The 22,374-nt window shown below is 56.0% G+C and carries 18 protein-coding genes; 14 read left to right on the top strand and 4 right to left on the bottom strand.

Annotated features, from left to right (window positions below):
* The first annotated feature begins 402 nt into the window (after positions 1–402).
* Genes nspC through HQ37_RS04615 form a run of 13 tightly spaced genes read left to right on the top strand, consistent with a single transcriptional unit; the run spans position 403 to position 14,202 of the window.
* Positions 403–1,542, top strand: a complete 1,140-nt coding sequence (gene nspC / locus HQ37_RS04675) for a carboxynorspermidine decarboxylase (RefSeq protein WP_036881103.1) — start codon at positions 403–405, stop codon at positions 1,540–1,542.
* Positions 1,543–1,571: 29 nt separating this feature from the next.
* Positions 1,572–2,522 (top strand): signal recognition particle-docking protein FtsY, encoded by a 951-nt coding sequence (ftsY, locus tag HQ37_RS04670; RefSeq protein WP_036881101.1) that lies wholly within the window; start codon positions 1,572–1,574, stop codon positions 2,520–2,522.
* Positions 2,519–3,826: a 30S ribosomal protein S12 methylthiotransferase RimO gene (gene rimO / locus HQ37_RS04665; protein WP_036881099.1), complete on the top strand. Its 1,308-nt coding sequence runs from the start codon at positions 2,519–2,521 to the stop codon at positions 3,824–3,826. Before ftsY ends, rimO begins: the two co-directional genes overlap by 4 nt.
* Positions 3,827–3,862: 36 nt before the next feature.
* On the top strand, positions 3,863–5,224 hold the full coding sequence (locus tag HQ37_RS04660) for a hypothetical protein (protein WP_036881097.1): 1,362 nt from the start codon (positions 3,863–3,865) through the stop codon (positions 5,222–5,224).
* Positions 5,225–5,270: 46 nt separating this feature from the next.
* Positions 5,271–6,263 carry a MoxR family ATPase gene (locus HQ37_RS04655; protein ID WP_036881095.1) on the top strand — a complete coding sequence of 331 codons (993 nt, stop codon included), beginning with the start codon at positions 5,271–5,273 and terminating at the stop codon, positions 6,261–6,263.
* A gap of 14 nt (positions 6,264–6,277) precedes the next feature.
* Positions 6,278–7,162 (top strand): DUF58 domain-containing protein, encoded by an 885-nt coding sequence (locus tag HQ37_RS04650; RefSeq protein ID WP_036881092.1) that lies wholly within the window; start codon positions 6,278–6,280, stop codon positions 7,160–7,162.
* 33 nt (positions 7,163–7,195) lie between these two features.
* Positions 7,196–8,176: a hypothetical protein gene (locus HQ37_RS04645; protein ID WP_152566794.1), complete on the top strand. Its 981-nt coding sequence runs from the start codon at positions 7,196–7,198 to the stop codon at positions 8,174–8,176.
* On the top strand, positions 8,173–9,159 hold the full coding sequence (locus HQ37_RS04640) for a VWA domain-containing protein (RefSeq protein WP_036881088.1): 987 nt from the start codon (positions 8,173–8,175) through the stop codon (positions 9,157–9,159). The genes HQ37_RS04645 and HQ37_RS04640 overlap by 4 nt, the downstream gene beginning before the upstream one ends.
* The gene (locus HQ37_RS04635) at positions 9,159–10,190 is read left to right on the top strand and encodes a VWA domain-containing protein (RefSeq protein WP_036881085.1); all 1,032 of its coding nucleotides are present in this window, start codon (positions 9,159–9,161) and stop codon (positions 10,188–10,190) included. Before HQ37_RS04640 ends, HQ37_RS04635 begins: the two co-directional genes overlap by 1 nt.
* The gene (locus tag HQ37_RS04630; protein WP_036881083.1) at positions 10,180–10,929 is read left to right on the top strand and encodes a tetratricopeptide repeat protein; all 750 of its coding nucleotides are present in this window, start codon (positions 10,180–10,182) and stop codon (positions 10,927–10,929) included. Before HQ37_RS04635 ends, HQ37_RS04630 begins: the two co-directional genes overlap by 11 nt.
* Before the next feature lie 41 nt (positions 10,930–10,970).
* Complete coding sequence (locus HQ37_RS04625) at positions 10,971–12,701, top strand: BatD family protein (RefSeq protein WP_160215067.1); 1,731 nt, start codon at positions 10,971–10,973, stop codon at positions 12,699–12,701.
* Positions 12,702–13,469 carry a tetratricopeptide repeat protein gene (locus HQ37_RS04620; RefSeq protein ID WP_036881079.1) on the top strand — a complete coding sequence of 256 codons (768 nt, stop codon included), beginning with the start codon at positions 12,702–12,704 and terminating at the stop codon, positions 13,467–13,469.
* A gap of 19 nt (positions 13,470–13,488) precedes the next feature.
* Positions 13,489–14,202 (top strand): phosphatase PAP2 family protein, encoded by a 714-nt coding sequence (locus HQ37_RS04615; RefSeq protein WP_052080764.1) that lies wholly within the window; start codon positions 13,489–13,491, stop codon positions 14,200–14,202.
* Between the two features lie 133 nt (positions 14,203–14,335).
* Here the strand turns inward: HQ37_RS04615 and HQ37_RS04610 are convergent, their stop codons facing one another.
* From HQ37_RS04610 to mfd, 4 genes are all read right to left on the bottom strand, one after another.
* Positions 14,336–15,178 (bottom strand): FKBP-type peptidyl-prolyl cis-trans isomerase, encoded by an 843-nt coding sequence (locus HQ37_RS04610; RefSeq protein ID WP_036881077.1) that lies wholly within the window; start codon positions 15,176–15,178, stop codon positions 14,336–14,338.
* Between the two features lie 63 nt (positions 15,179–15,241).
* Positions 15,242–16,042 (bottom strand): FKBP-type peptidyl-prolyl cis-trans isomerase, encoded by an 801-nt coding sequence (locus HQ37_RS04605; protein WP_036881075.1) that lies wholly within the window; start codon positions 16,040–16,042, stop codon positions 15,242–15,244.
* 10 nt (positions 16,043–16,052) lie between these two features.
* Positions 16,053–16,637: an FKBP-type peptidyl-prolyl cis-trans isomerase gene (locus tag HQ37_RS04600; RefSeq protein ID WP_036881073.1), complete on the bottom strand. Its 585-nt coding sequence runs from the start codon at positions 16,635–16,637 to the stop codon at positions 16,053–16,055.
* Positions 16,638–16,906: 269 nt separating this feature from the next.
* On the bottom strand, positions 16,907–20,248 hold the full coding sequence (mfd, locus tag HQ37_RS04595; protein ID WP_036881071.1) for a transcription-repair coupling factor: 3,342 nt from the start codon (positions 20,246–20,248) through the stop codon (positions 16,907–16,909).
* 586 nt (positions 20,249–20,834) lie between these two features.
* On the opposite strand from mfd, the gene HQ37_RS04590 reads away from it, so the two are divergent.
* Positions 20,835–22,334, top strand: coding sequence for a Do family serine endopeptidase (locus HQ37_RS04590; RefSeq protein ID WP_036881069.1), 1,500 nt, complete (start codon positions 20,835–20,837; stop codon positions 22,332–22,334).
* Positions 22,335–22,374: the final 40 nt, after the last annotated feature.

Raw genomic sequence — 22,374 nt, 5'->3', positions numbered from 1 at the left:
TGTATCTGCTCAAAATGATAAGCGAAAAGCTAAGCGAGGGGTCATCCATGAATGACTCCTCGCTTAGCAATGCTTTTTAAGGGACGACTAAGTAGGATCTCACTCGAGGCTCAGATAGGACTTCACTTGAGCTCCTACTTGAGTCTCGGTGGAGGTATAAGTAGGAGCTCGACGGAGATCCTACCGAGGTCCTCGATGGTAATCTCCTAAGGATCTCAACAGAGAGCCTCCGAGGACGCACTAAAAGGCCTACCGAGATCTCAGCACCAGCAAACAGCCCCTCACCCCCACCCTCGAGAGACGAGGGTAAGCTACCGACAAATGCGAAGCATAGATGGCGAAGATATTGTGTAGGGTAACTCTTTCTCATTATCTTTGCATAATTACAAAGAGAAAATAAATATGAGCAAACATATTCCCTCCCCCTGCTACGTGCTTGAGGAGCGACTCCTGCGTCGAAACCTAGAGCTCATCCGAAGCGTTAGCGAACGCTCCGGAGCAGAGATCATCTTGGCATTCAAGGCCTATGCCTTGTGGCGCACCTTCCCCATCATCCGCGAATACATCTCGCACAGCACTGCTAGCTCCATCTACGAGGCACAACTAGCCTACGAAGAGATGGGAGCGGCAGCGCATACCTTCAGCCCAGGCTATACACTGGACAACTTCCCCACGATCCAACGCTACAGCAGCCATATCACCTTCAACTCCCTCTCCCAAATCGAGGCCATGCGTCCGCTGATGCATCGAGGTGAGGGGATCTCCTATGGCCTGCGCATCAACCCCGAATATTCGGTCGTAGAGACAGACCTCTACAACCCCTGTGCCCCAGGCTCTCGCTTTGGGGTAACGGCTAGCGAACTGGGCGACCGCCTCCCCGAGGGCATCGAGGGCCTACACCTACACGTGCTCTGCGAGGGCCATGCGGAGAACCTCGAGGAGGTACTCGGCATCGTGGAGCGTAACTTCCCCAAAGCCCTGGCCTCGGCCAAGTGGCTCAACATGGGCGGCGGACACCTGATGACCCGCAAGGGCTACAATGTAGAGCTACTGGTAAGCACCCTACGCAGTTTCGGCGAGCGACACCCTCACCTCAAGCTCATCCTCGAGCCAGGGAGTGCCTTTGCTTGGCAAACGGGCTACCTGCGTACGAGTGTCATTGACCTCGTAGAGCATCATGGCATTCGCACGGCGATCATCGATGCCTCCTTCACCTGTCATATGCCCGACTGCCTCGAGATGCCTTACCAGCCAGCCATTAGGGGGGCTCGTATGGCAGAAGCCCCAAGGGCCGAAGCCCATAGCTACCGCATTGGGGGCAATAGCTGCCTGAGTGGGGATTTCATCGGCTACTGGGAGTTCGACGAACCACTGAGCATCGGCCAGGAGATTATCTTCGAGGACATGCTACACTACACCACGGTCAAGACCAATATGTTTAATGGTATCCCCCACCCCTCGATCGCACTCGAAAGGCTGGATGGCTCTCTCGAGATGCTACGCACCTATAGCTACGAGGACTACAAGGGACGCATGGACTGATTACGACATAGATATTAAGGTAGGAAGTTATGGGTATATTTAGCTTTTTCTCCAAGAAGAAGGAGACACTCGACGATGGGCTCTCCAAGAGCAAAGAGAATGTATTCTCCAAGATCACCCGAGCCGTTGCAGGTAAGAGCAAGGTAGACGACGAGGTACTTGACGACCTGGAGGACGTCCTCGTAACCTCCGACGTAGGGGTAGAGACCACGCTCAAGATCATCCGCCGCATCGAGGAGCGAGTGGCTCGAGACAAATATGTTACCACAGCAGAGCTCACCCGCCTGCTGAGAGAAGAGATCGCTGCTCTACTGGCAGAGAACGGCGTTGAGGATGGCGAGAGCTTCTCTATTCCCGAGGGTACACGACCCTATGTAATCATGGTCGTGGGGGTCAATGGCGTGGGCAAGACCACAACCATTGGCAAGCTGGCACATCAGTTCACCAAGGCAGGCCTCAAGGTTGTCCTCGGAGCTGGAGACACCTTCAGAGCCGCTGCAATTGACCAGCTCGAGATATGGGCCGAGCGTGTGGGTGTCCCCCTGGTCAAGCAGCGCATGCAGGCAGACCCAGCTTCTGTGGCCTACGACACCCTCTCCTCGGCCGTAAGCTCCTCGGCCGATGTGGTGATCATCGACACTGCTGGCCGACTGCACAATAAGGTCGGCTTGATGAACGAGCTGAGCAAGATCAAGCGCGTGATGCAGAAAGTCGTCCCCGATGCTCCGCACGAGGTACTCCTCGTCCTGGACGGCTCTACGGGGCAGAATGCTTTCGAGCAAGCCAGGCAATTCACGGCTGCCACCGAAGTCAATGCCCTGGCAGTAACCAAGCTCGATGGCACAGCCAAGGGGGGGGTCGTCATTGGTATCTCGGATCAATTCAAGATCCCAGTCAAGTACATTGGCCTGGGTGAGGGAATGGACGACTTACAACTATTCCACAAGAAGGACTTCGTAAACTCTCTATTCGGCGAATGAGAAAAAATCAAGTAGATGTGATCACGCTGGGCTGCTCGAAGAACCTCGTAGACTCGGAGCACCTCATTCGCCAATTCCTCGCCAATGGCTACACCGTACGCCACAATCCAGACAATGTCAATGGAGAAATTGTCGTTATCAACACCTGTGGCTTCATCGGCGATGCCCAGCAGGAGTCGATCAATATGATCCTAGAGGTTGTCGAGAGGAAGAAGAGGAGACGTGTGGGGGCGGTCTATGTGATGGGCTGCCTGACAGAGCGTTTCATGGATGAGCTTCGGGCCGAGATCCCCGAGGTGGATGGCTACTATGGTAAGTTCAACTGGAAGAAGCTCATCAGCGACCTCGGCAAGGCCTACTACAACGACCCCATGGGAGGCAACCGAAGCCTAACCACCCCACCACACTACGCCTACCTCAAGATCTCAGAGGGTTGCGACCGAACCTGCTCCTACTGCGCTATTCCACTGATGACGGGCAGACATCGCTCCCGAGAGATGGACGAGATCGTCCAGGAGGCCCAGACCCTCATCGCCTCTGGGGTCAAGGAGATCCAGCTTATTGCCCAGGATCTTACCTACTATGGGCTCGATAGATATCATGAGCATCGCCTGCCCGAGCTGGTGGAGCGTCTAAGCGACCTACCAGGACTCGAGTGGCTGCGCCTACACTATGCCTACCCCAATGCTTTCCCCACCGATCTGCTGCGTGTCATGCGAGAGAGAGACAATGTATGTAAGTATCTAGACATCGCCCTACAGCACATCAGCGACCCCATGCTTAGGGCCATGAGGCGTAATATCACTAGTGCAGAGACTCGAGAGCTGCTTCAGCTCATGCGTAGAGAAGTACCAGGCATTCACCTGCGCACCACCATGATCGTAGGCCATCCAGGCGAGACAGAGGCCGATGTAGAGGAGCTGATCGACTTTGTCCGAGAGGTGCGCTTCGAACGCCTCGGGGCTTTCGTCTACTCACACGAGGAGGGCACCTACGCTTACAAGCACTACAAGGACAACATCCCCATCGAGATCAAGCAGGAGCGTCTAGATCGCCTCATGCACGTCCAGCAAGGCATCGCTAGCGAGATCAACGACAGCAAGATAGGTCAAACCCTGCGTACGATCATCGACCGCAGAGAGGGCGACTACTATATCGGTCGCACCGAATTCGACTCTCCCGAGATAGACCAAGATGTTCTCATCAAGGCCGATGAGACTGCCCCTCTAGCAACAGGGCAGTTCTACTGTGTAGAGATCACCTCAGCAGACATTTTTGACCTCTATGGTCGCATCATCAGATAAACTAAGTAGTTCCAACACACAAACACTTAAACGCTTATGGTACTCAAAGAAGAACTATGGATCGCTCGCCTGGCCGAGGAGGCACAGATCGAGACCGAGAGCAGTACAGCACTTTGGCGAGCATTATGCAACCAGATCGAGGCTAGGCTCTCTATAGGAGAAGCTGTAGCCATCGCTGGACTAGGACTACTACATCTCTCAAAAATCGAAGAGTACATCGGAGTACTACCTTCTGGAGATGAATGGCTTATTCCTCCTCGGATGAAGCTCTGCCTCGAGCCTATATCTGGCGAGCAGACAGCGACTTCCCTCGATGACTTGCAAAAGGCTCTCTCCCAGGCCACCTCTATCCGCCCCAAGGCCGTACAGCGATGGACTAGGTCCATCCCCAAAGTCCTGGGCGAACTCCTCGAGCAAGGGGTGGAGGTGCACCTCAGCGGGCTGGGCAACATTGAGCCCAAGCGAGACAGGAAAGGACGCCTACAGGGCTACCAGCTACATCTAGCACAGGAGCTAGAGCAGGCACTCAATAGACCATTCGCCATGTTCGTCCCCGTATCTCTACACCAGCGACAAGTCTATGAGCAACTCGATCGCATCCCCATAGCCTCTATCGAGGAGCTCCAGGAGAGCAGCAGGCTTCCTCTACCCTCTAAGCGAACAGCTACCCTCGCTACTGTAGTGGGGACAAAGCCAGCCTCCGCAGCAGAGCCAACCCCTGAGTCCCTCACCGAGGGGAAGCCTAAAGCCGAAGAGCAGCTAGAGGCGACCCCTGAGACAAAGTCTGCCGCCAGACACAGCAGCGAGCGTAGATCCTCAAGGCGTTGGGGGATCGTCCTGCTCATTGTCCTCATCCTAGGTGTTGCCCTCGGAGCTTACTACTGGGAGCAGTCCAGTCGCCAGACTGGTGCTCCAGCAATAGCCAAGGCAGAGTCGGTTCGTATGGTGAAGCAGACTACCTCGCAGGAGCAGGAGAGTGAGGCCGAGAGCATCGAGGATACAGAGCTTGTCGAGGAAGAGGTCGGCCAAGAGGAGGTCATAGAGGAGCAGGTGCAGCCAACAAGGCCAACCCCCCCTACCCCTCGTGCCCAGAGAGGACTAGACATCGCCCCTATTGCCTCGGGAGCAATCCCAGCGCATGCCAATGAGGCTGAGACCAAAGTAGTTCAATCGGGAGAGCGGCTAACTCTCTATGCCAAGCGTAAGTATGGGCACAAGGTCTTTTGGGTGTACATCTACGAGGAGAATAAGGACATCATCCGCAATCCTGACAATATCCCCATAGGCACGGAGCTGCGCCTCCCCCCCGCCAACAAATACGAGATCGACGCCTCGAATACTAATTCGCTCGAGCGTGCGTTTGCACTACATCAGGCCTTCAAGGACAAGATCCGTTAGGCCTCGAACGAGAAGCGACAACATACATACTTTTTACACAGAATAAATGGAAGCAGTAGACATCAAAGCCCTTACGCAAAAGATTGAGCAAAAGAGCTATATCGTAGACAAACTCCGCACGGGGATGAGGCAGAGCATCGTCGGGCAGGAGCACCTCGTCGATGCCCTCATGATCGGGCTCTTGGCCGACGGGCATATCCTCCTCGAGGGTATGCCTGGGCTTGCCAAGACGCTTGCCATCAAGACGCTCGCCCAGCTGATCGATGCCGACTACAAGCGCATACAGTTCACCCCCGACCTGCTCCCTGCGGACGTCGTCGGGACGCTGATGTACTCGCAGCGCCATGAGGAGTTTCAGGTCAAGCAGGGGCCTATCTTCTCCAACTTCATCCTAGCGGACGAGATCAACCGTGCACCGGCCAAGGTGCAGTCTGCTCTGCTCGAGGCCATGCAGGAGCGGCAGGTTACCATTGGCGAGACTACCTTCAAGCTCCCCACCCCCTTCCTCGTCATGGCCACGCAGAACCCCATCGAGCAGGAGGGAACTTACCCCCTGCCAGAGGCTCAGGTAGACCGCTTCATGCTCAAGGTGCTCATCTCCTACCCCAAGCGAGAGCAGGAGCAGCAAATCATCCGAGAGCAGATCGCAGCCGAGCGTCGGGAGATCCGCCCACTCCTCTCCATAGACGACCTGCTAGAGGCTAGAGAGACCGTCCGGGAGATCTACATAGACGAGAAGATCGAGCGGTATATCGTAGACATCGTCTTTGCCACCCGAGACCCCAAGGCTGCAGGGCTGGAGCGTTTGTCCAGCTTCATCTCCTTCGGAGCTTCTCCTCGTGCCTCCATCTCACTAGCATTGGCCGCTAGAGCCTTCGCCTTCATGCGGGGCAGAGGCTACGTCATCCCCGAGGATATCAGAGCCACATGTCACGATGTGCTACGCCACCGCATCGGCTTGAGCTACGAGGCTGAGGCCAGTGAGATCACAACGGAAGAGATTATCAAGGATATCCTCAACACCATTGAAGTACCCTAGAGAGGTAGCAACCTATGAAGCAGGCAACAAGCTCGACAGAGTTATCTGCTAGAGTAAGACGCATCGAGATCAAGGCCAAGGGCCTATCTGAGCAGGTCTTCGCAGGGCAATACCACTCGGCCTTTAGGGGACGAGGGATGGCCTTCAGTGAGGTGCGTAGCTATCAGGTCGGGGACGATGTACGAGACATCGACTGGAACGTTACAGCCCGCTATGCCTCCCCTTTCGTCAAGATCTTTGAGGAGGAGCGAGAGCTCACCGTGATGCTCCTGGTAGACCTGACAGGTAGCAGTACCTTCGGGACGCAGCGAGAGACCAAGAGAGAGCTGATGGGAGAGCTGGCTGCTACCCTGGCTTTCTCAGCTATTCAAAACAATGACAAGGTGGGGGCTATCTTCTTCACCGACCAGATCGAGCTCTTCATCCCAGCCCGTAGCGGACGCAAGCATATCCTCTACATCATCAGAGAGTTGCTGGGCTTCGAGCCCAAAAGTCGAGGGACGGATCTCTCCATCCCCCTAAGCTACCTCCACCGAGCTATGCGCAGACGCTGTACAGCCTTCCTCATCTCCGACTTCCTGCACTGGGGCGAGAGCTATCAGCTCCCTCTAAGCCTAGCTGCACGCAAGCACGACCTCGTGGCCATCCGAGCCTATGACCGAGGCGCAGAGGAGCTCCCTCGCATGGGACTCGTCCAGCTGGAGGATGCCGAGAGCGGAGGTAAATGTTGGGTCGACACCTCCTCGGAGCGAACCCGATCGGCTTATGCCCGTGCATTTCAGGAGCGTATCGAGCTCTCCCGAGATCTCTGTCGCCGCTCGGGGGTCGATGCCGTAGAAGTCGCCACGGGACAAGACTTCACCCCTGAGCTCATCAAGCTCTTCCGCAGACGTAGCTAAGAAGACCGACAAGGCTCTCACCGCTGTACTATCATGATGAAAATCAATCGCTATACGATACTTTCACTCCTCGTCCTTCTCCTGGGCACAAGCTCCCTAGAGGCACAAAGGCTCTCCATACAAACTCGCATCGACAAGACTGAGATGAAGACCGGAGAGCAGGCAGCCATATCGGTCATCATCCGCACCGATGACCTGGCTGGGACGCAGTATTACCTCCTACCCGACAGCACAGGGAGGGGATACCCCTTCAAAGTGCTTGAGTTTGCCGCCATCGATACAATAGATATCGACGAGCGGCTGAAGGAGCTTACGGCTAGGCTCTTAATCACCTCTTTCGACTCGACACTCATCACCATCCCCCCTATCGTAGCTGAGACAGCCACGCACCGAGAGCTCTCCCGCCCGCTAGCCCTCAAGATCATCCAACCAGAGGTAGACCTCTCCGACCCCACTCAGATCGAGGACATCAAAGCCCCATGGGACGAGGAGCTTACCTTTACTGATCTGATGAGCCTCATCTTTCAGAGTCCCATCACCTGGGCTATCGGCGGACTCCTACTGGCACTACTAGTCGCTTGGCTAATCTATCGAGAGATCAAGAGGAGGCAAGCTCTGCCTCCAGCTGAGCCTGAGCGTATCCTAAGCCCTCTAGAGCAGGCCCTCGAAGCCCTCAAAGCCCTAGAGCGAGAGGGCTATGCCACCCGAGGGCTCTACAAGGAGCACTTCACCCGTTTGACAGACATCCTTCGCCTTTACATAGAGCAGAGGCAAGCTATGCCAGCAATGGAGATGACCTCCTACGAGCTACTTGTGCTACACAGAGAGCGAGGGCTGACCTCTGCCCTATACAGACAGCTGGAGGAGATCCTGCGGCAGGCAGACCTCGTCAAGTTCGCCAAGTATAGCCCCGAGCAGGAGGATGCCTCAGAGGCTCTCGAGACAGTCCGAGTCTTCGTCCGAGCCTATGACCTCAACGAGGAGGAGAATATTAGACGTAATACAGAGCAATGACCTTCTTACACCCCAAGATACTATACCTACTGTTACTCCTGCCTGCCTGCCTAGCATGGTACATCTACCGCAGGCGAGAGGGGTATGGGACCCTACTTAGCCCCTCGATCACACCTCTTGAGGGCCTAGCTCCTGGCCCTAGGGTTTGGCTACGGCATCTGCCCTTCGCCCTAAGACTAGGGGCACTCACACTAGTCATCCTAGCTCTAGCGAGACCTCAGAGCCACAACGCCTGGAGTGAACAGGATGTCGAGGGTATAGACATCATGCTCACGATGGATATATCGACGAGTATGGAGGCGATGGACTTCGAGCCCAACCGTATGGAAGCCGCCAGGGCGGTCGCCCTAGAGTTCGTCAAGCATCGTACCTCGGACAATATTGGCCTAGTTGCCTTTGCGGGAGAGAGCTTCACAGCCTGCCCACTGACGACAGACCACGCAAGCTTGATCAATAGGCTTCAGGAGATAGCCCCTGGGATGATCGAGGACCGCACCGCCATTGGGCTAGGGCTCGTAACGGCGATTAACCGCCTCAAGGACAGTCCAACCAACAGCAAGGTCATCATCCTGCTCACCGACGGGGTGAACAATGCAGGGGAGATCTCCCCCCGCACAGCTGCAGAGCTGGCCGTTCCCTATGGCATTGTGATCTACTGTGTAGGGATGGGCTCTGCTACTGGAGCAGCCCCAGTACCCATGCCCTCTATCTTTGGGCCAGTAGTCCGCAATCAGCCCGTAGAGCTAGACGAGGACACCATGCGGCAGATCGCTGAGCTCACTGGCGGGGCCTACTTCCGAGCGACTGACAATGAGAGCCTAGGGGAGATCTACACGAAGATCGATACCCTAGAGAAGACCAAGCTGCGTACTCGCAGCTACCAAGCCGTTTACGAGCAGTACCAGCTCTTCGTACTGCTGGCTCTTGCTCTGCTATTGCTCGAGCTGGTTCTGCGCAATACGATCCTAAGAATACGCCCGTAATGAAGATCGAGTTCCAATCCCCCGAGGCCCTCTACCTACTGCTCCTCGCCCTCCCTCTACTGCTGCTCTCTCTCGGGGCACTGTGGCAGGGGCGTCGCTTGATGAAGCAGTATGCGACACGCAACCTTTGGCAGATACTAACGCCCGAGTATAGTGGGCGTAAGCACCTCTGGCGAGACCTCATCCTGCTACTGGGTATGGGCCTACTTGTCGTAGCACTGGCTCGCCCTCGCATTGCCAGCTCAATAAACTCGAGCGAGGAAGACCGCCTCGGCATCGAGACAATGATCTGCGTCGATGTCTCGAACTCCATGCTCAGCAGAGACCTAAGCCCTAGCCGCATAGACTTCGCTCGGCAAAGCGTCTCCAAGCTCCTTGAGCGTCGTCCCAACGACAAGAGTGGGCTCATCGTCTTCGCAGCCAAGGCCTATGTCCAGCTACCTATTACAACCGATCTCAAGACAGCCCAGCAGTATGTAGCCGATATCCATCCTCGAATGCTGAGTGCTCAAGGGACGGCCATCGCAGAGGCTATTCGACTGGCCAAGCAATCATTCTCCGAGCGTCGAGACATCGGCAAAGCCATCGTTATCTTGACCGATGGTGAGAGCCACGACTCAGATGCAGTAGAGGCTGCCCAAGAGGCTGCAGACCTCGGGATCAGGATCTACGTCATGGGCATAGGCAGCACAGATGGAGGGCCGATCCCGATGGGGAGTAGCTACCTCAAGGACGAAGAGGGCGAGACCGTCATCACACGCCTCAACTCAGAGATGTGCCGTTCAGTAGCCTCAGCAGGATCAGGGGCATTCATCCATGCCAGCAGCCTAGAGGAGGCACAGGAGGCCCTCTCAGCAGAGCTGGACAAGCTCCCCAAGGCTGCCCTAGAGCAGGTGCAGGGCTCAGGCTATATAGAGAAATATGAACTATGGGTTTGGGTAGCCCTAATGCTCCTCTTGGCTGAACAACTAATCTCTCGACGTAAGAACCGCTTCCTCTCGAAGCACAACATCTTCGGTAATGAACGCTAAGTACATCCTCCTCTCCCTCTCACTATGCCTCCTCGGGGCAAGCAGGCAGGGGCTACAGGCACAGGGGATCAAGTCCGACCTAAGAGAGGGCTTCGAGGCCTACAGTCAGAAGAAATATAAGCGGGCTGAACGCAGCTATCGCAAGGCTTTCCTCCAAGATAGCCTCTCAGTAAAGGCCAACCTAGGCCTAGGGAACTCACTCTACAAAAGGGAGCTCTACGACAAGGCCCTCCCCTATTATCGTCGTGCTGCAGAGCATGGCAAGCTGGAGGCCGAGCAGGCAGCGGCCTTGATGCATAATTTGGGCAATGCACTCTTCAAGCAAAAAGACTATAAGCAGAGCATCGAAGCCTACGAGCAGGCCCTCATACTCAACCCCAATGATGACGAGACTCGCTACAATCTAGTCAAGGCCCAAAAGCTACTGTCCAAAGAGCAGCAGCCCCCACAACCCCAACAGAAACCCGAGCAACAAAACGACTCTCAGCAGCAGAAGCCCGAGCAGCAACAGCAGCAGGGGGAGCAGCCCCCCAAGCAGGATCAGAAAGGACAAAATAAGCCTAAATCCCAAGATGCGAAAGCCCCTCCTACAGAGGCAGAAGGGAAGATCAGTAAGGAGCAGGCAGAGAAGCTACTCGAAGCTTTCAAGCAAGCAGATGACGATACCCGCAGACGTGTCGAGCAAATGAAGCGTCAGGCAGAGCAACAACAGAATAACAACAACAAACGCAAATGGTAAAGGACTGGAGGCCTCGTACGAGGCCTATACTTCGGCTACTATTGATCGCTACAATATGCCTTGTCGCCTCGCCCTCGCTCTGGGGACAGGCGATAGAGATAGATGTGCCGCCAAGTGTCGAGCAGGGCAAGCGTTTTAGGGTTGTCTATGCCGTCGAGAGCGAGCAAGTGCAGCTGACCCGAGGGCCTGAACTCACGGGTCTAGAGCTACTCTACGGGCCTGTAGAGGGCTACTCTCAATCCACCGTGATTACTAATGGTCGGATGGTGCAGAAGAGCTACTCTACCTACACCTACACCCTCGTAGCCCTCGGCTCGGGGACGGCCAAGCTATCGCCCATAGTCCTACTCGTCGATGGGAAGGAGGTCAAGTCCAAGGGAGTGAACATCAAGGTACTGCCGCCAGAGACAGCTGCCTCAAGCGATGCCCACTTCATGTACCAGGTCTCCACCCCCAATCGCTCGACCTATTACGAGCAGGAGGCTATACCTGTGAGCTATCGCTTCTATGGCTCTAGGGGGTATGAGTTCTACCGAGAGGTAAAGGCTCTAGAGTTTGAGGGCTTCCTCTCGCTAGACCTTAGAGACAATCAGAGTGTAACGCAGCTGGTGCACGAGCAGATCAAGGGGCGTAACTACCTCATGGCAGAGCTCAATAAGCTGCTCCTCTACCCTCAACGAACAGGAGAGCTAACCATCCCCAGCCATGGAATCCTCTTCCGTACACCCAAGCCCCCTACCCCGAGCGACCCCTTTGGCTCGCTAGAAACTAGACAGATCGCCAGCCAAGAGCAGAAGATCAAGGTCGTCCCCCTGCCCTCGGAAGGTCGCCCAGAGGACTTCACTGGTGCTGTAGGGCAATTCACCCTAAGCAGTCAAGTCAATACGAAGACCCCTCGCACGGGGGAGATCCTTGCCATCAAGCTCATCATCGAGGGCTCGGGTAACCTCAAAATAGCTCAGATGCCACGCCCCTCATTTGATCGAGCCTTCGAGAACTATGATCCTGAGGATCAGTATGAGTTTCAGATTGATGGAGGGAAGCTTCGCGAGCAGCGTACGATCACCTATACGCTCATCCCCCGCAAGGTGGGGGAATATATCATCCCACCGATCAAGTTCTCCTACTTCGACCCCTCAAGCGGACGCTATATAACCCGCTCGGGCGAAGGTTACCGCATTGAGGTCGCTCAGGGGAAAGAGACGCAGCAGACAGTCATCTCTACAGGCACAGATGCTGCAAGCGGAGTATCGGCTATAGCACTGCCACTCGACAGAGAAGAGGGGTCAAGGGTGTGGGCTGGAGAGATCCTCCTAAGGCTGATGATCTACCCTCTGCTCTATCTCGTACTGGCTCTCCTGGGCTATGTGGTCTACCTCCTGCTACGCAGACGAGATGCCTTCAGGGCTGATGGTGCTCGCTACCATGCCTCTCGGGCCAACGCTGTCGCTCTGAAGCGGCTACGCAGGGCCAAGCAGCTCCTCGATGTGGGTAGCGAGGAGTCCTTCTACCAAGAGCTACTCGCGGCCCTATGGGGCTATCTAGGGGACAAACTACAGCTCCCTCTCTCGGAACTGAACCGAGAGAGCATTGCCCAGATCCTATCGGCTCGGGGAGTACCCGAGGAGACGATCGCTGCCTGTACGGAGGTGCTGGACATGGTCGAATTCGCCCGCTTCGCCCCTGGCAGCGCAACGGACAAGATGCAGGAGGCCTACGCTCACGCTACTGAGGCCATTGCCTCGATCGAAGACTATAAATTTACCCTATAAATGAAGACCATTCGTCAGATAGCACTATTCTGTTGCCTCTATATGCTCATGCCCCTCGTGCTCAAGGGCCAAGTGCAGGCCACTGGGCAGCAATATTATGACCTAGGAGACTGGGTTCGCTCGGCTGAGAGCTTCGAGCTAGAGATCCGTGAGAGGGGGGCACGCTCAGATCTCTACTACAACCTTGCTCGGGCCTACCATCAGCAACCCCAGCTGGGGCCTGCTATCTTGGCCTACGAACGCTGCCTCGTCCTCGAGCCGACCCATAGTAAGGCTAGAGAAGGGCTTCGCCTGGCTAGAGCCGCCACCCGAGACGGCCTAGGCTCAGGGGGGAGCATCTTCCGCTCCATGGGCGACACGCTGGCCTACCAGCTGCCACTCGCAGGGTGGATCGTCGTGGCACTCTCAGCCTTTGTCGGGTGGATCGTGCTGATGATCTCCTTCGCCCGAGCCCGGGGGAGAAGGTGCAAGCGTCGTAGCTTCTACCTAGCTATGGGCTCTCTAGGGCTCTGCCTCGTGGCCAATGCCATGATCCTACACCAGTATCACTATCGCTCTGAGGCCCTACATCGTGGGGTACTGATGCGCTCGGTCGTGCCTGTGTATGAGCAGCCCAGCATTGGGGGGCTACCGATCTTCGTTCTACACGAGGGCACTAGCTGTTACCTCGACGGAGAGGCAGAGGATGGAGTCCAGCGTATCGTCCTGATTGACGGCCGACAGGGCTGGATAGCAGACGAGGCTATCACTCCTATTGCTTTGAACTAAATACAGACCTATCCTCATCATGTCTATAGACTTCGTCCCCGGAGAGCTGGATCTACTAGTATGGCTCAACTCGCTGCATACCCCGACGCTCGATGCCTTTATGTATATGATCTCGAATGTGCCAGCCTGGATCCCCGTTGTCCTCGTGCTGCTGTGGTATCTCTTCTACCGCCGTCCCTGGCAGGAGGGGGTGCTGCTCCTGCTGGCCGTAGGGATCTGCATCCTCATTTGCGATAGGCTCAGCTCGGGCATTGCCAAGCCCTACTTCGCTCGCCTCAGACCTACTCATATCGAGGAGATCCGAGACCTGCTGCACATAGTCTACGACTACCGAGGCAGACCCTTTGGGTTCTTCTCAGGGCATGCCTCCAACTTCTTCGCTGTCGGGACACTGCTCTCGCTCATCGTGGGCAATAGACGCTTCTCTATCCTCGTCTATATCCTGGTCTCCCTCGTGGCCTACAGCCGCCTCTATATGGCTGTCCATGCCATAACGGATATACTCGCCGGTGTGGCCATAGGCCTCTGCGTCGGCTACCTCGTCTATAAGCTCTACAGCTGGGTACGTAGACGCTATCTAGCCCCCAAGATCTATGGGGTATTGGGCAAGAAAAGCTCGGAGGTCTTCGCTGCCCGTCGAGAGGTCATCGAATGGGTGCTCATAGCCTATCCGTTGGTGCTGCTCTGCTTCTCTTGGCAGACGGCTCTTATCCTTGAACGAGTTGTGGCCTAGGCTGTCCAGGGAGGGGGCTGCTATAGAGCCTCTATTGCAGTCTCGATAAAGTACAGACCAAGCCCCTTATACGATCGGCGGCATCCTCCACCCAGGGGGATGCCGCCGATAATGTTTGAGAGCAGAGGGTCAATTACTTTGCCTCGCCCTTCTTGACTGCAAGCAGCTCGATCTCGAAGATGAGCGTGCTGAAAGGCTCGATCGAGTAGCTACCGCTGCTGCCATAGGCCAGGTCGTAAGGGATGGCTACCTTCACCTTGTCCCCTACCTTCATGAGCTGAAGCATCTCCGTCCAACCCTTGATCACGCCATTGAGCTGGAACTCTACACCGTCCGTATCCTTGTCGAACTCGCTGCCATCGACACGAGTTCCGATGTACTTCACCTTGACAGTATCCTCAGCCTTAGGGCTCTCACCCTTACCTCTATGGAGCACCTTGTAGGCGAGACCGCTCTCGGTGGTCTGTACGCCTTCTTCCTTCTTGAACTCTTCGATGAACTCAGCACCCTTCTTCTTATTCTCTCCGAAGCGTTGCTCGGCGAGGATCTCTCTGCGCTTCTGCTGGAAGACTTGAGCGATGTCGCGGGCAACCTCTTCAGTCATCATACGGCTTGCAGAGTCTCCCTGGATAGCAGCACGCAGACCAGCCATATAGAGCTTGGCATTGAGGGAATCCTGCTTGACCTGTGCGGCTATACCGACACCAGTCTGTCCTCCGGCATAGAAGGCGAAGCGAGTAGAGTCTGCCATGCCCTCCTCAAGACCCTTGATGAAGTCCTTGGTGTCGATCTTGTTTTCGCTCTGCATATTGAAGCTCTCGATGTTCTGAGCGATCTCACTTCCCTGGATAAGGCCTAGGGCATAGGCTGCACTATCGGCCTCATTCTTGGGTGTTGCACTGCCACCCGTAGGGCTGCAGGAGAAGCTGCCAAAGACTAGTGTAGCGGCAGCCAGTGTCATTGAAATCTTTTTCATTGAATGATTGAGTTAGTAAGAATAGTTAATATCTCTATTGTTTCTTCTCTTTTGACCAGGGGTTTACCTCATCTTTTTCTTAGCACGTCGCTTGGGTTGAGGTTTCTCTTCAGGCTTCGTCTCTATCTCTGCCTTGGGCTCTTGATAGGGACGGATCTCGAGCAGCTCAATCTCGAAGATGAGGGTCGAGTACGGGGCAATAGCCTCACCTGCCCCTCGCTCGCCGTAGGCTAGATGGCTGGGGATCATCAGTTCGTACTTAGCCCCAGGGCTCATCAGGGCAAGCCCCTCTGTCCAGCCCTTGATCACTCGACCGAGTGGGAAGCTGGTCGGCTCACCCCTCTTATACGAGCTGTCGAACTCTACACCATCGATCGTTAGTCCCCTATAGTGGACGACAACGGTGTCTACGGCCCGAGGCTTCGGGCCCTCTACAGGCGTGAGGATGCGATACATCAGGCCACTCTCGGTAGCCTGCGCTCCTGGGCGGTTCTTATACTCCTCGAGGGCAGCCTCGTTGCGCTGGCGACGCTCCTCGGTGAGGCGTTCATCCTCGGCCTTGAGGTATGCCATGTAGTACTGTCGAGCCTCGTCGATGCTCATCTCGGTGGGTTCGCCACTCAAATGGGCTGCGAATGCCTTGAGAATCATCTTCTTGCTGAGCTCCTTGGTACGAGGCGAAGCCTCGAGGCTCTGTCGGAAGCCCTCTGCATTGAGCAGGCCGAAGGCATAGGCCACCGAGTCTGCCTGAGAGGCCAGTAGCGAGACGGGAGCTTCTTGAGCGGGCGAACGCTTAGCTCCACAACCTGCGCCGAGGAGCACGAACCCCAGGGTCGCCATAGAGCGAACAAATAGGTGCTTCATCGCCTACAGCCTAGAGAATATCGAGCAATTCGATGATGAAGACGAGGGTGCTACCTGGCTGGATCATCTGCCCTGCGCCGCGGTCTCCATAGGCTAGGTCTGAGGGGATTGTAACACGCCACTTAGACCCTACGGGCATCAGCTGCAGTACCTCAGTCCAACCCTTGATCACGCCACTTAGGGGAAACTCTGCTGGCTCGCCTCGATCCATCGAGCTGTCGAAGACCACACCATTGATCAGCGTACCATGATAGTGGCAACGCACCGTCTGCTCGAGGGTAGGCTTAGCTCCAGTACCCTGATTGATGACCTCGTACTGTAGGCCACTCTCGGTGGTAACTACTCCACTCTTGTGTCCGTTGATCTTGAGAAACTCCTCGCCAGCCTCCTTGTTCAGACGCAAGTTCTTGGCCTGTAGCTCGACAAAGTACTGGTTCACGGTCTGCTTAGCCTCGTCGAAGGTCATGCTGGGGGTCTCGCCCTGCATGATGGTCCTGAAGCCTGCGAGGAAGTCTTCGAAGTTGATGTTGTCAAAGCCAGAGGTTACGAAGTTCTGGCCGACACTGAGCCCGAGGGCGTAGCTTACTTTATCCATTTGTTTTGATGTTGATGCGATTAGCTATCGAGTGATCGTCGCCCCGGCTCTAAGGCCGCAATTCTCTTAGGGGCAACTCGGCGCAAAAATAGCTATTTTCCACCGAATTAACACCCCCATACACTCCAGTTCGTTTTTTGCCCTTGGGCTTCTAGAGACCGACACTCTCGGGGCATACCCCTTAGCCCCTCTCTTGACGGTCTCTAAGTCTCTCTGCAGTGCCCCGAGGGGGGCTTGGTCGATCCCTCCTCGGGAGCTAAGCTATATCCCTAAGGCTCCACTGAGAGGATCTGCTGGCAAACAGCGATAGCACGTTCGAGGCTGGGGGTATCCTTGATCAAGATGATATGACGCCCCTGCCGCTGACGAAACTCACACTGCTTGTTGTGGTGCGCCACATAGTTCAGAAGGCGGCCAAAGACGGGAGACTTGAAGTAGGGGCTCTGCTCGTCGGCGATGAGGAAGAGGCTCATACGCCCAGCCTTGAGGATGATGCGCTCTACCCCGAGATGCTTACCCAGACGTCTCAAGCGAGGCACTTGGATAAGCCCAAGGGCTTGCTCGGGCAGAGAGCCGAAGCGATCCTCCAACCTCGAGCGATAGGCCTCGAGTTCCTCATCACTCTCCAGGTTGTCCAGCTCTCGATAGAGCAAGATGCGCTCGCTGTCTTGGGGGACATAGTCCTCGGGGAGACAGAGATCCAGATCGCTCTCGATCTGCGTGTCCGAGACGAAAAAGTCTGCCACCCGATTGACCTCGGCCTCCTCGGCATAGAGGTCAGCGAACTCGCTTGCCTTGAGCTCTCGGACAGCCTCCTCAAACACCTTCTGATAGGTCTCGTAACCCATATCAGTGATGAAGCCACTCTGCTCTGCCCCCAGGGCATTGCCTGCCCCTCGAATGTCCAAGTCTTGCAGAGCAATGCGCACCCCACTACCCAGATCACTAAAACTCTCAATCGCTCGCAGGCGACGGCGAGCATCCTCGGGTAGGGAAGCCAACGGAGGGCTGAGCAAATAGCAGAAGGCCTTACGATCGCTGCGGCCGACGCGCCCACGCAGCTGATGCAGCTCACTGAGCCCATAGCGATGGGCATCGTTGATAATAATGGTATTGGCATTGGGGACGTCGATCCCATTCTCGATGATGGTCGTAGCTACGAGGACATCATACTCATGGTTGCTAAAGTCAAGCAATATCCGTTCGATGTCCTTGGGGGACATCTGTCCGTGCCCGACAGCGACACGGGCGTCTGGCACCTCTCGGCGTACGAGGGAGGCGATCTCCTCGATATTCTGTACCCTGTTGTGTAGGAGGTAGACCTGCCCATTGCGGCTCATCTCGAAGTTGATAGCCTCTCGGATGTGCTCGGCGGAGAAACGCTGCGAGATGGTCTCGACAGGTCTACGATTGGGCGGAGGGGTGTTGATGTTCGAGAGGTCTCTAGCCCCCATGAGGGAGAACTGTAGCGTTCGGGGAATGGGTGTGGCACTCATGGTCAACGTATCGACATTGACCTGTAGCTTGCGTAAGCGTTCCTTGACGGCTACTCCAAACTTCTGCTCTTCGTCGATGATCAGTAGGCCCAGGTCTCGGAAAGCAACCTCCTTGCCTGTGAGCTTGTGCGTGCCGATGATAATATCGATCTTGCCCTCTTTGAGTTCGGTGAGAATGCGTTTGGTTTCCTTAGCACTCCGGGCACGAGAGAGGTACTCCACACATACGGGCAGGTCTCTCAACCTACGCTCGAAGGTGCGATAGTGCTGATAGGCCAGCACCGTCGTGGGGACTAGGACAGCGACCTGCTTGCCATCGGTGGCTGCCTTGAAGGCAGCCCGCACAGCAACCTCCGTCTTGCCGAAGCCCACATCGCCGCACAGCAATCTATCCATCGGATAGGGACGCTCCATATCGGCCTTGATGTCTGCCGTGGCCCGAGCCTGATCGGGTGTATCATCGTAGACGAACGAGGCCTCGAGCTCATGCTGTAGATAAGTATCGGGCGAGAAGGCGAAGCCCTCACTCTCCCGACGCTTGGCATACAGGCGGATCAGATCTCGGGCAATGTCTTTGACCTGCCGCTTGGTACGCTCCCTCAGACGTTGCCAGGCCCCCGAGCCCAAGGCACTGAGCTGTACCTGTTCGTTAGCATCCTTGGTTCGGTAGTGGGAGAGCTTGTGCAAACTATGCAGATTGACGTAGATCGTATCTCCATGGCGGTAAGAGATCTTGATGACCTCTTGAGTGCGTCCGCCTAGATCCATCGTGAGCAGCCCACCGAAGCTCCCGATACCGTGATCGGTGTGCACGACGAGGTCTCCGACAGAGAAGCTCTGTAGCTCCTTGAGCGAGAGGCTCATCTTACCACTGCGAGCCTTGTCGCTACGCAGGTTGTATTTATGGTATCGCTCGAAGAGCTGATGCTCAGTAAGGACAACCAAACGACACCGTTCAGAAACGAAGCCTGCGTGCAGCGTCTGCGCAACATGCTCAAGGGGGGCAAGACGCTCCCGACGCTCGGAAAGGATCTCCTCGATACGTTCGTACTGCGTCGGGACGTGGGTCGCCACACAGAGGGTATAACCCTCGTACTGCCACTGGGCCACTTGGGCGGCGAAGGCATCGAAGTCTCGGCGAAACTCTGGCTGCGCCCCAAGGCCCAGCTCCCACGACTGCCCCACTCGCTCGATGAGCAAGCAACGGGCCAGCCCTCCGAGAGCCTCGGCCAACACCTCGGGGCGTATGAGCTGCTGGCGTAGCTCATCGAGGCTCGTGAAGCCCTCTCCATCGTCGAGCAGAGGGGCTTCGTCGTAGATGAGGTGCGCCCGCTCGAGCGTGTAATGGCGGTCTCGGCTCAAGAGGAGAGTCTCTCGAGGCAGGAGCTCGAGGAGGTGGCTTCCCTGCTCACTGGTGCTCGTGGAGAGGTTCGGCACGAGGCGAGCCTCTGACACGAGGCGGATGGAGAGCTGTGTCTCTATGTCGAAGAGGCGAATGCTCTCGATCTCATCGTCGAAGAAATCCAAGCGGTAGGGATACTCCTGGGCGAAGGAGAATATATCGAGTATGCTCCCTCTCTGAGCATATTGTCCAGGTTCGTAGACATAGTCCACCCGCTCGAAGCCCCATCTGTAGAGCTGCTCCATGATCTGAGTCTGCTCGATCACCTCACCCTGCCTCAGAGGCAGGGACTCATGCTCGACAAGGGTGCTGCTGGCCACACGCTCACAGAGGGCCTCGGCAGTGGTGATGATGATGGGTGGATGCTTGCCCTGCTCCTTGGCCAAAGAGAGAGCCCCGAGTGTCATCGAGCGAAGGAGCTGCTGCGACTCATCTCTGTGTCCGTACTTGATCGCCCGACGATAGGACGAGGGGAAGAGCATCACCCGCTCTGCCCCAACGATAGCCTCCAAGTCGGAGTACAGATAGCCAGCCTCATCGACTTCGTCGGCGATGTAGACCACGGGGCGCATAGGAGAGAGTGCTGCCAGGATGAGGGATAGAGACGAGCCCTCACAGCCCAAGAGGCTACACTCACCCTGCAGCTGAGTGAGGGCCATGAGCTCGCTCCGATACCCCTCGGCAAAGCGACTACATATATCTGTCAGTGTCATTATCTAGCGTTATGAACCCTGCAAAGATACTTCAGTGAGGGCAAACGAGAGGTGCATTTGCCCACCGAATACCCCACAACTGCTCGCCCCGGCCTCCATTAGGGGAGGATCACTCGCAACCCAAGAGAGCCTAAAGAGCCAATCCATGCTGCAAGCGACAGGCAGCTCCCCTCAGAGACACTCGAGAGAGGCCCTCCAGAGTCTCGTGGAGCTCATATCTAGATCTCCATGTAGATTCAAATAGGAGTTCGACTGCGCTCCTACTTATGTCTCGACCGAGATCCTATCTAGACCTCTAATGAGGGTCTATCGAGCTCTCACTAGAGAGATCGTCTAGCAGCTCGGTCGAGCCTCTATCGAGGGCTCAAGCGCAGAGCCAATAGACCTAGAGCAAGGGGTGCAGGGGGGAATAGGCAGAGGCTGGCATGGTATTTGTATTAGCTTTTATCAGCACGGTCTATCTGGCCTAGCATAGCAGCACAATAATCTATCACGGAGCTGCGTTATAAGAGCAAACAGCAGCAGAGGGGTGGCCTCAACCCTCCCCGAGCCGCTTGGACAATATATTATACACAAACAAAATACAATGAACAGAATTTGGAAGAGAGTTGCCACCGCAAGCCTTGTCGTGGCTATGAGTGTAGCAGCAGCTGCTACCACCGTACATGTGATGCTGCCCCGAGGGGGCGAATATAGAGCCGAGGGCGTAGAGCAGGAGGGCTCTGCCTCGACGGGAGAATATGGCTTTCAAAACACTGCCCTTGCAGCTGTGGTCAAGCAGGTAGGCTCTGCCCCCGACCTGACTATTGCCGCCGAAAGCAGCATCAAAGCCGTCGTACATATCAAGACTCAGGGCGTGCGTCAGTCGAGCCGAGAGCAGATGATCGACCCATTTGAGCTCTTCTTCGGACGTGGTGGGATGCGCCAGGAAGCCCCTCGCCCCGTAGTGGGCTATGGCTCTGGGGTGATCATCAGCGAGGACGGATACATCATCACCAACAACCACGTCATTGACAACAGTCAGGAGATCAGCGTTACCCTCAACGACAACCGCACCTTCACGGCCAAGCTCATCGGCACAGATGCAGACAGCGATATTGCCCTGCTCAAGGTCGAGGGCAAGAACCTGCCCACCATCCCCTTCGGCAATTCGGACGCCCTACGCCTGGGCGAGTGGGTATTGGCCGTGGGCAACCCCTTCAACCTCAACAGCACCGTAACGGCAGGCATCGTGAGTGCAAAGTCTCGCTCGGCAGGGGGACGCAATCGTGTCGAGGCCTTCATCCAAACAGATGCGGCCATCAACTCGGGTAATAGCGGTGGCGCACTGGTCAATGCCTCGGGCGAGCTGGTCGGCATCAACACGATGATCTATTCGGATACGGGCAACTTCGCCGGTTACTCCTTCGCCGTGCCCATCAACATGGCTGCCAAGGTCGTCTCCGACATCAAGAAGTATGGGGCTGTGCAGCGAGCCTTCCTCGGCATCGGGGGGAGAGATATGGACGCAGAATTCGCCCAGCAGCAGGGGCTCAAGGTCAATAGTGGGGTCTATGTAGGCGAATTCTCCGAAATTAGTGCAGCCCTAGCCGCAGGTGTAGAGATCGGGGACGTCATCGTCGCCATTGGCAATACCCCTATCAACAACTTCGGGCAGCTGCAGGAACAGCTCAGCCGCTTCCGCCCTGGCGACGTCGTAGAGATGAAGATCGATCGCAAGGGCACAGAAAAAATCCTCAAGGTCAAGCTCAAGAACAAGACTGGTGGCTCGGGACTCATTCGCAATGAGGCGGGCAACTCCGCCAGCCTCGGAGCTGTAGTCAAGCCCCTCGACGAGGGCAAGCGTCGTAGCTACGGCATCTCCTATGGCCTCTTGGTCGAGCGAGTGAACTCGGGGGCTATGAAAGAGGCTGGCATCCGTGCAGGCTTCATCCTACTGACCATCAACGACACCCCCATACGCAGCACCAACGACCTCAGCCGCATTCTCGCCCAAGCTAAAGCTTCGGGAGCTAGGCGCATCGCCCTGAGAGGCTTCTACCCTCAGGAGGGAGAGATGTACACCTACTACGTAGAGGTTAAGTAACCCATCGCCTCACTAGAGGCTATCCAAAAACAGCGAGGGT

Source organism: Porphyromonas sp. COT-239 OH1446, from assembly GCF_000768875.1.
Taxonomy (GTDB): Bacteria; Bacteroidota; Bacteroidia; order Bacteroidales; family Porphyromonadaceae; genus Porphyromonas.
Note: the sequence above shows the minus strand (reverse complement) of the source record. Positions and strands in the feature narration are given on the sequence as shown.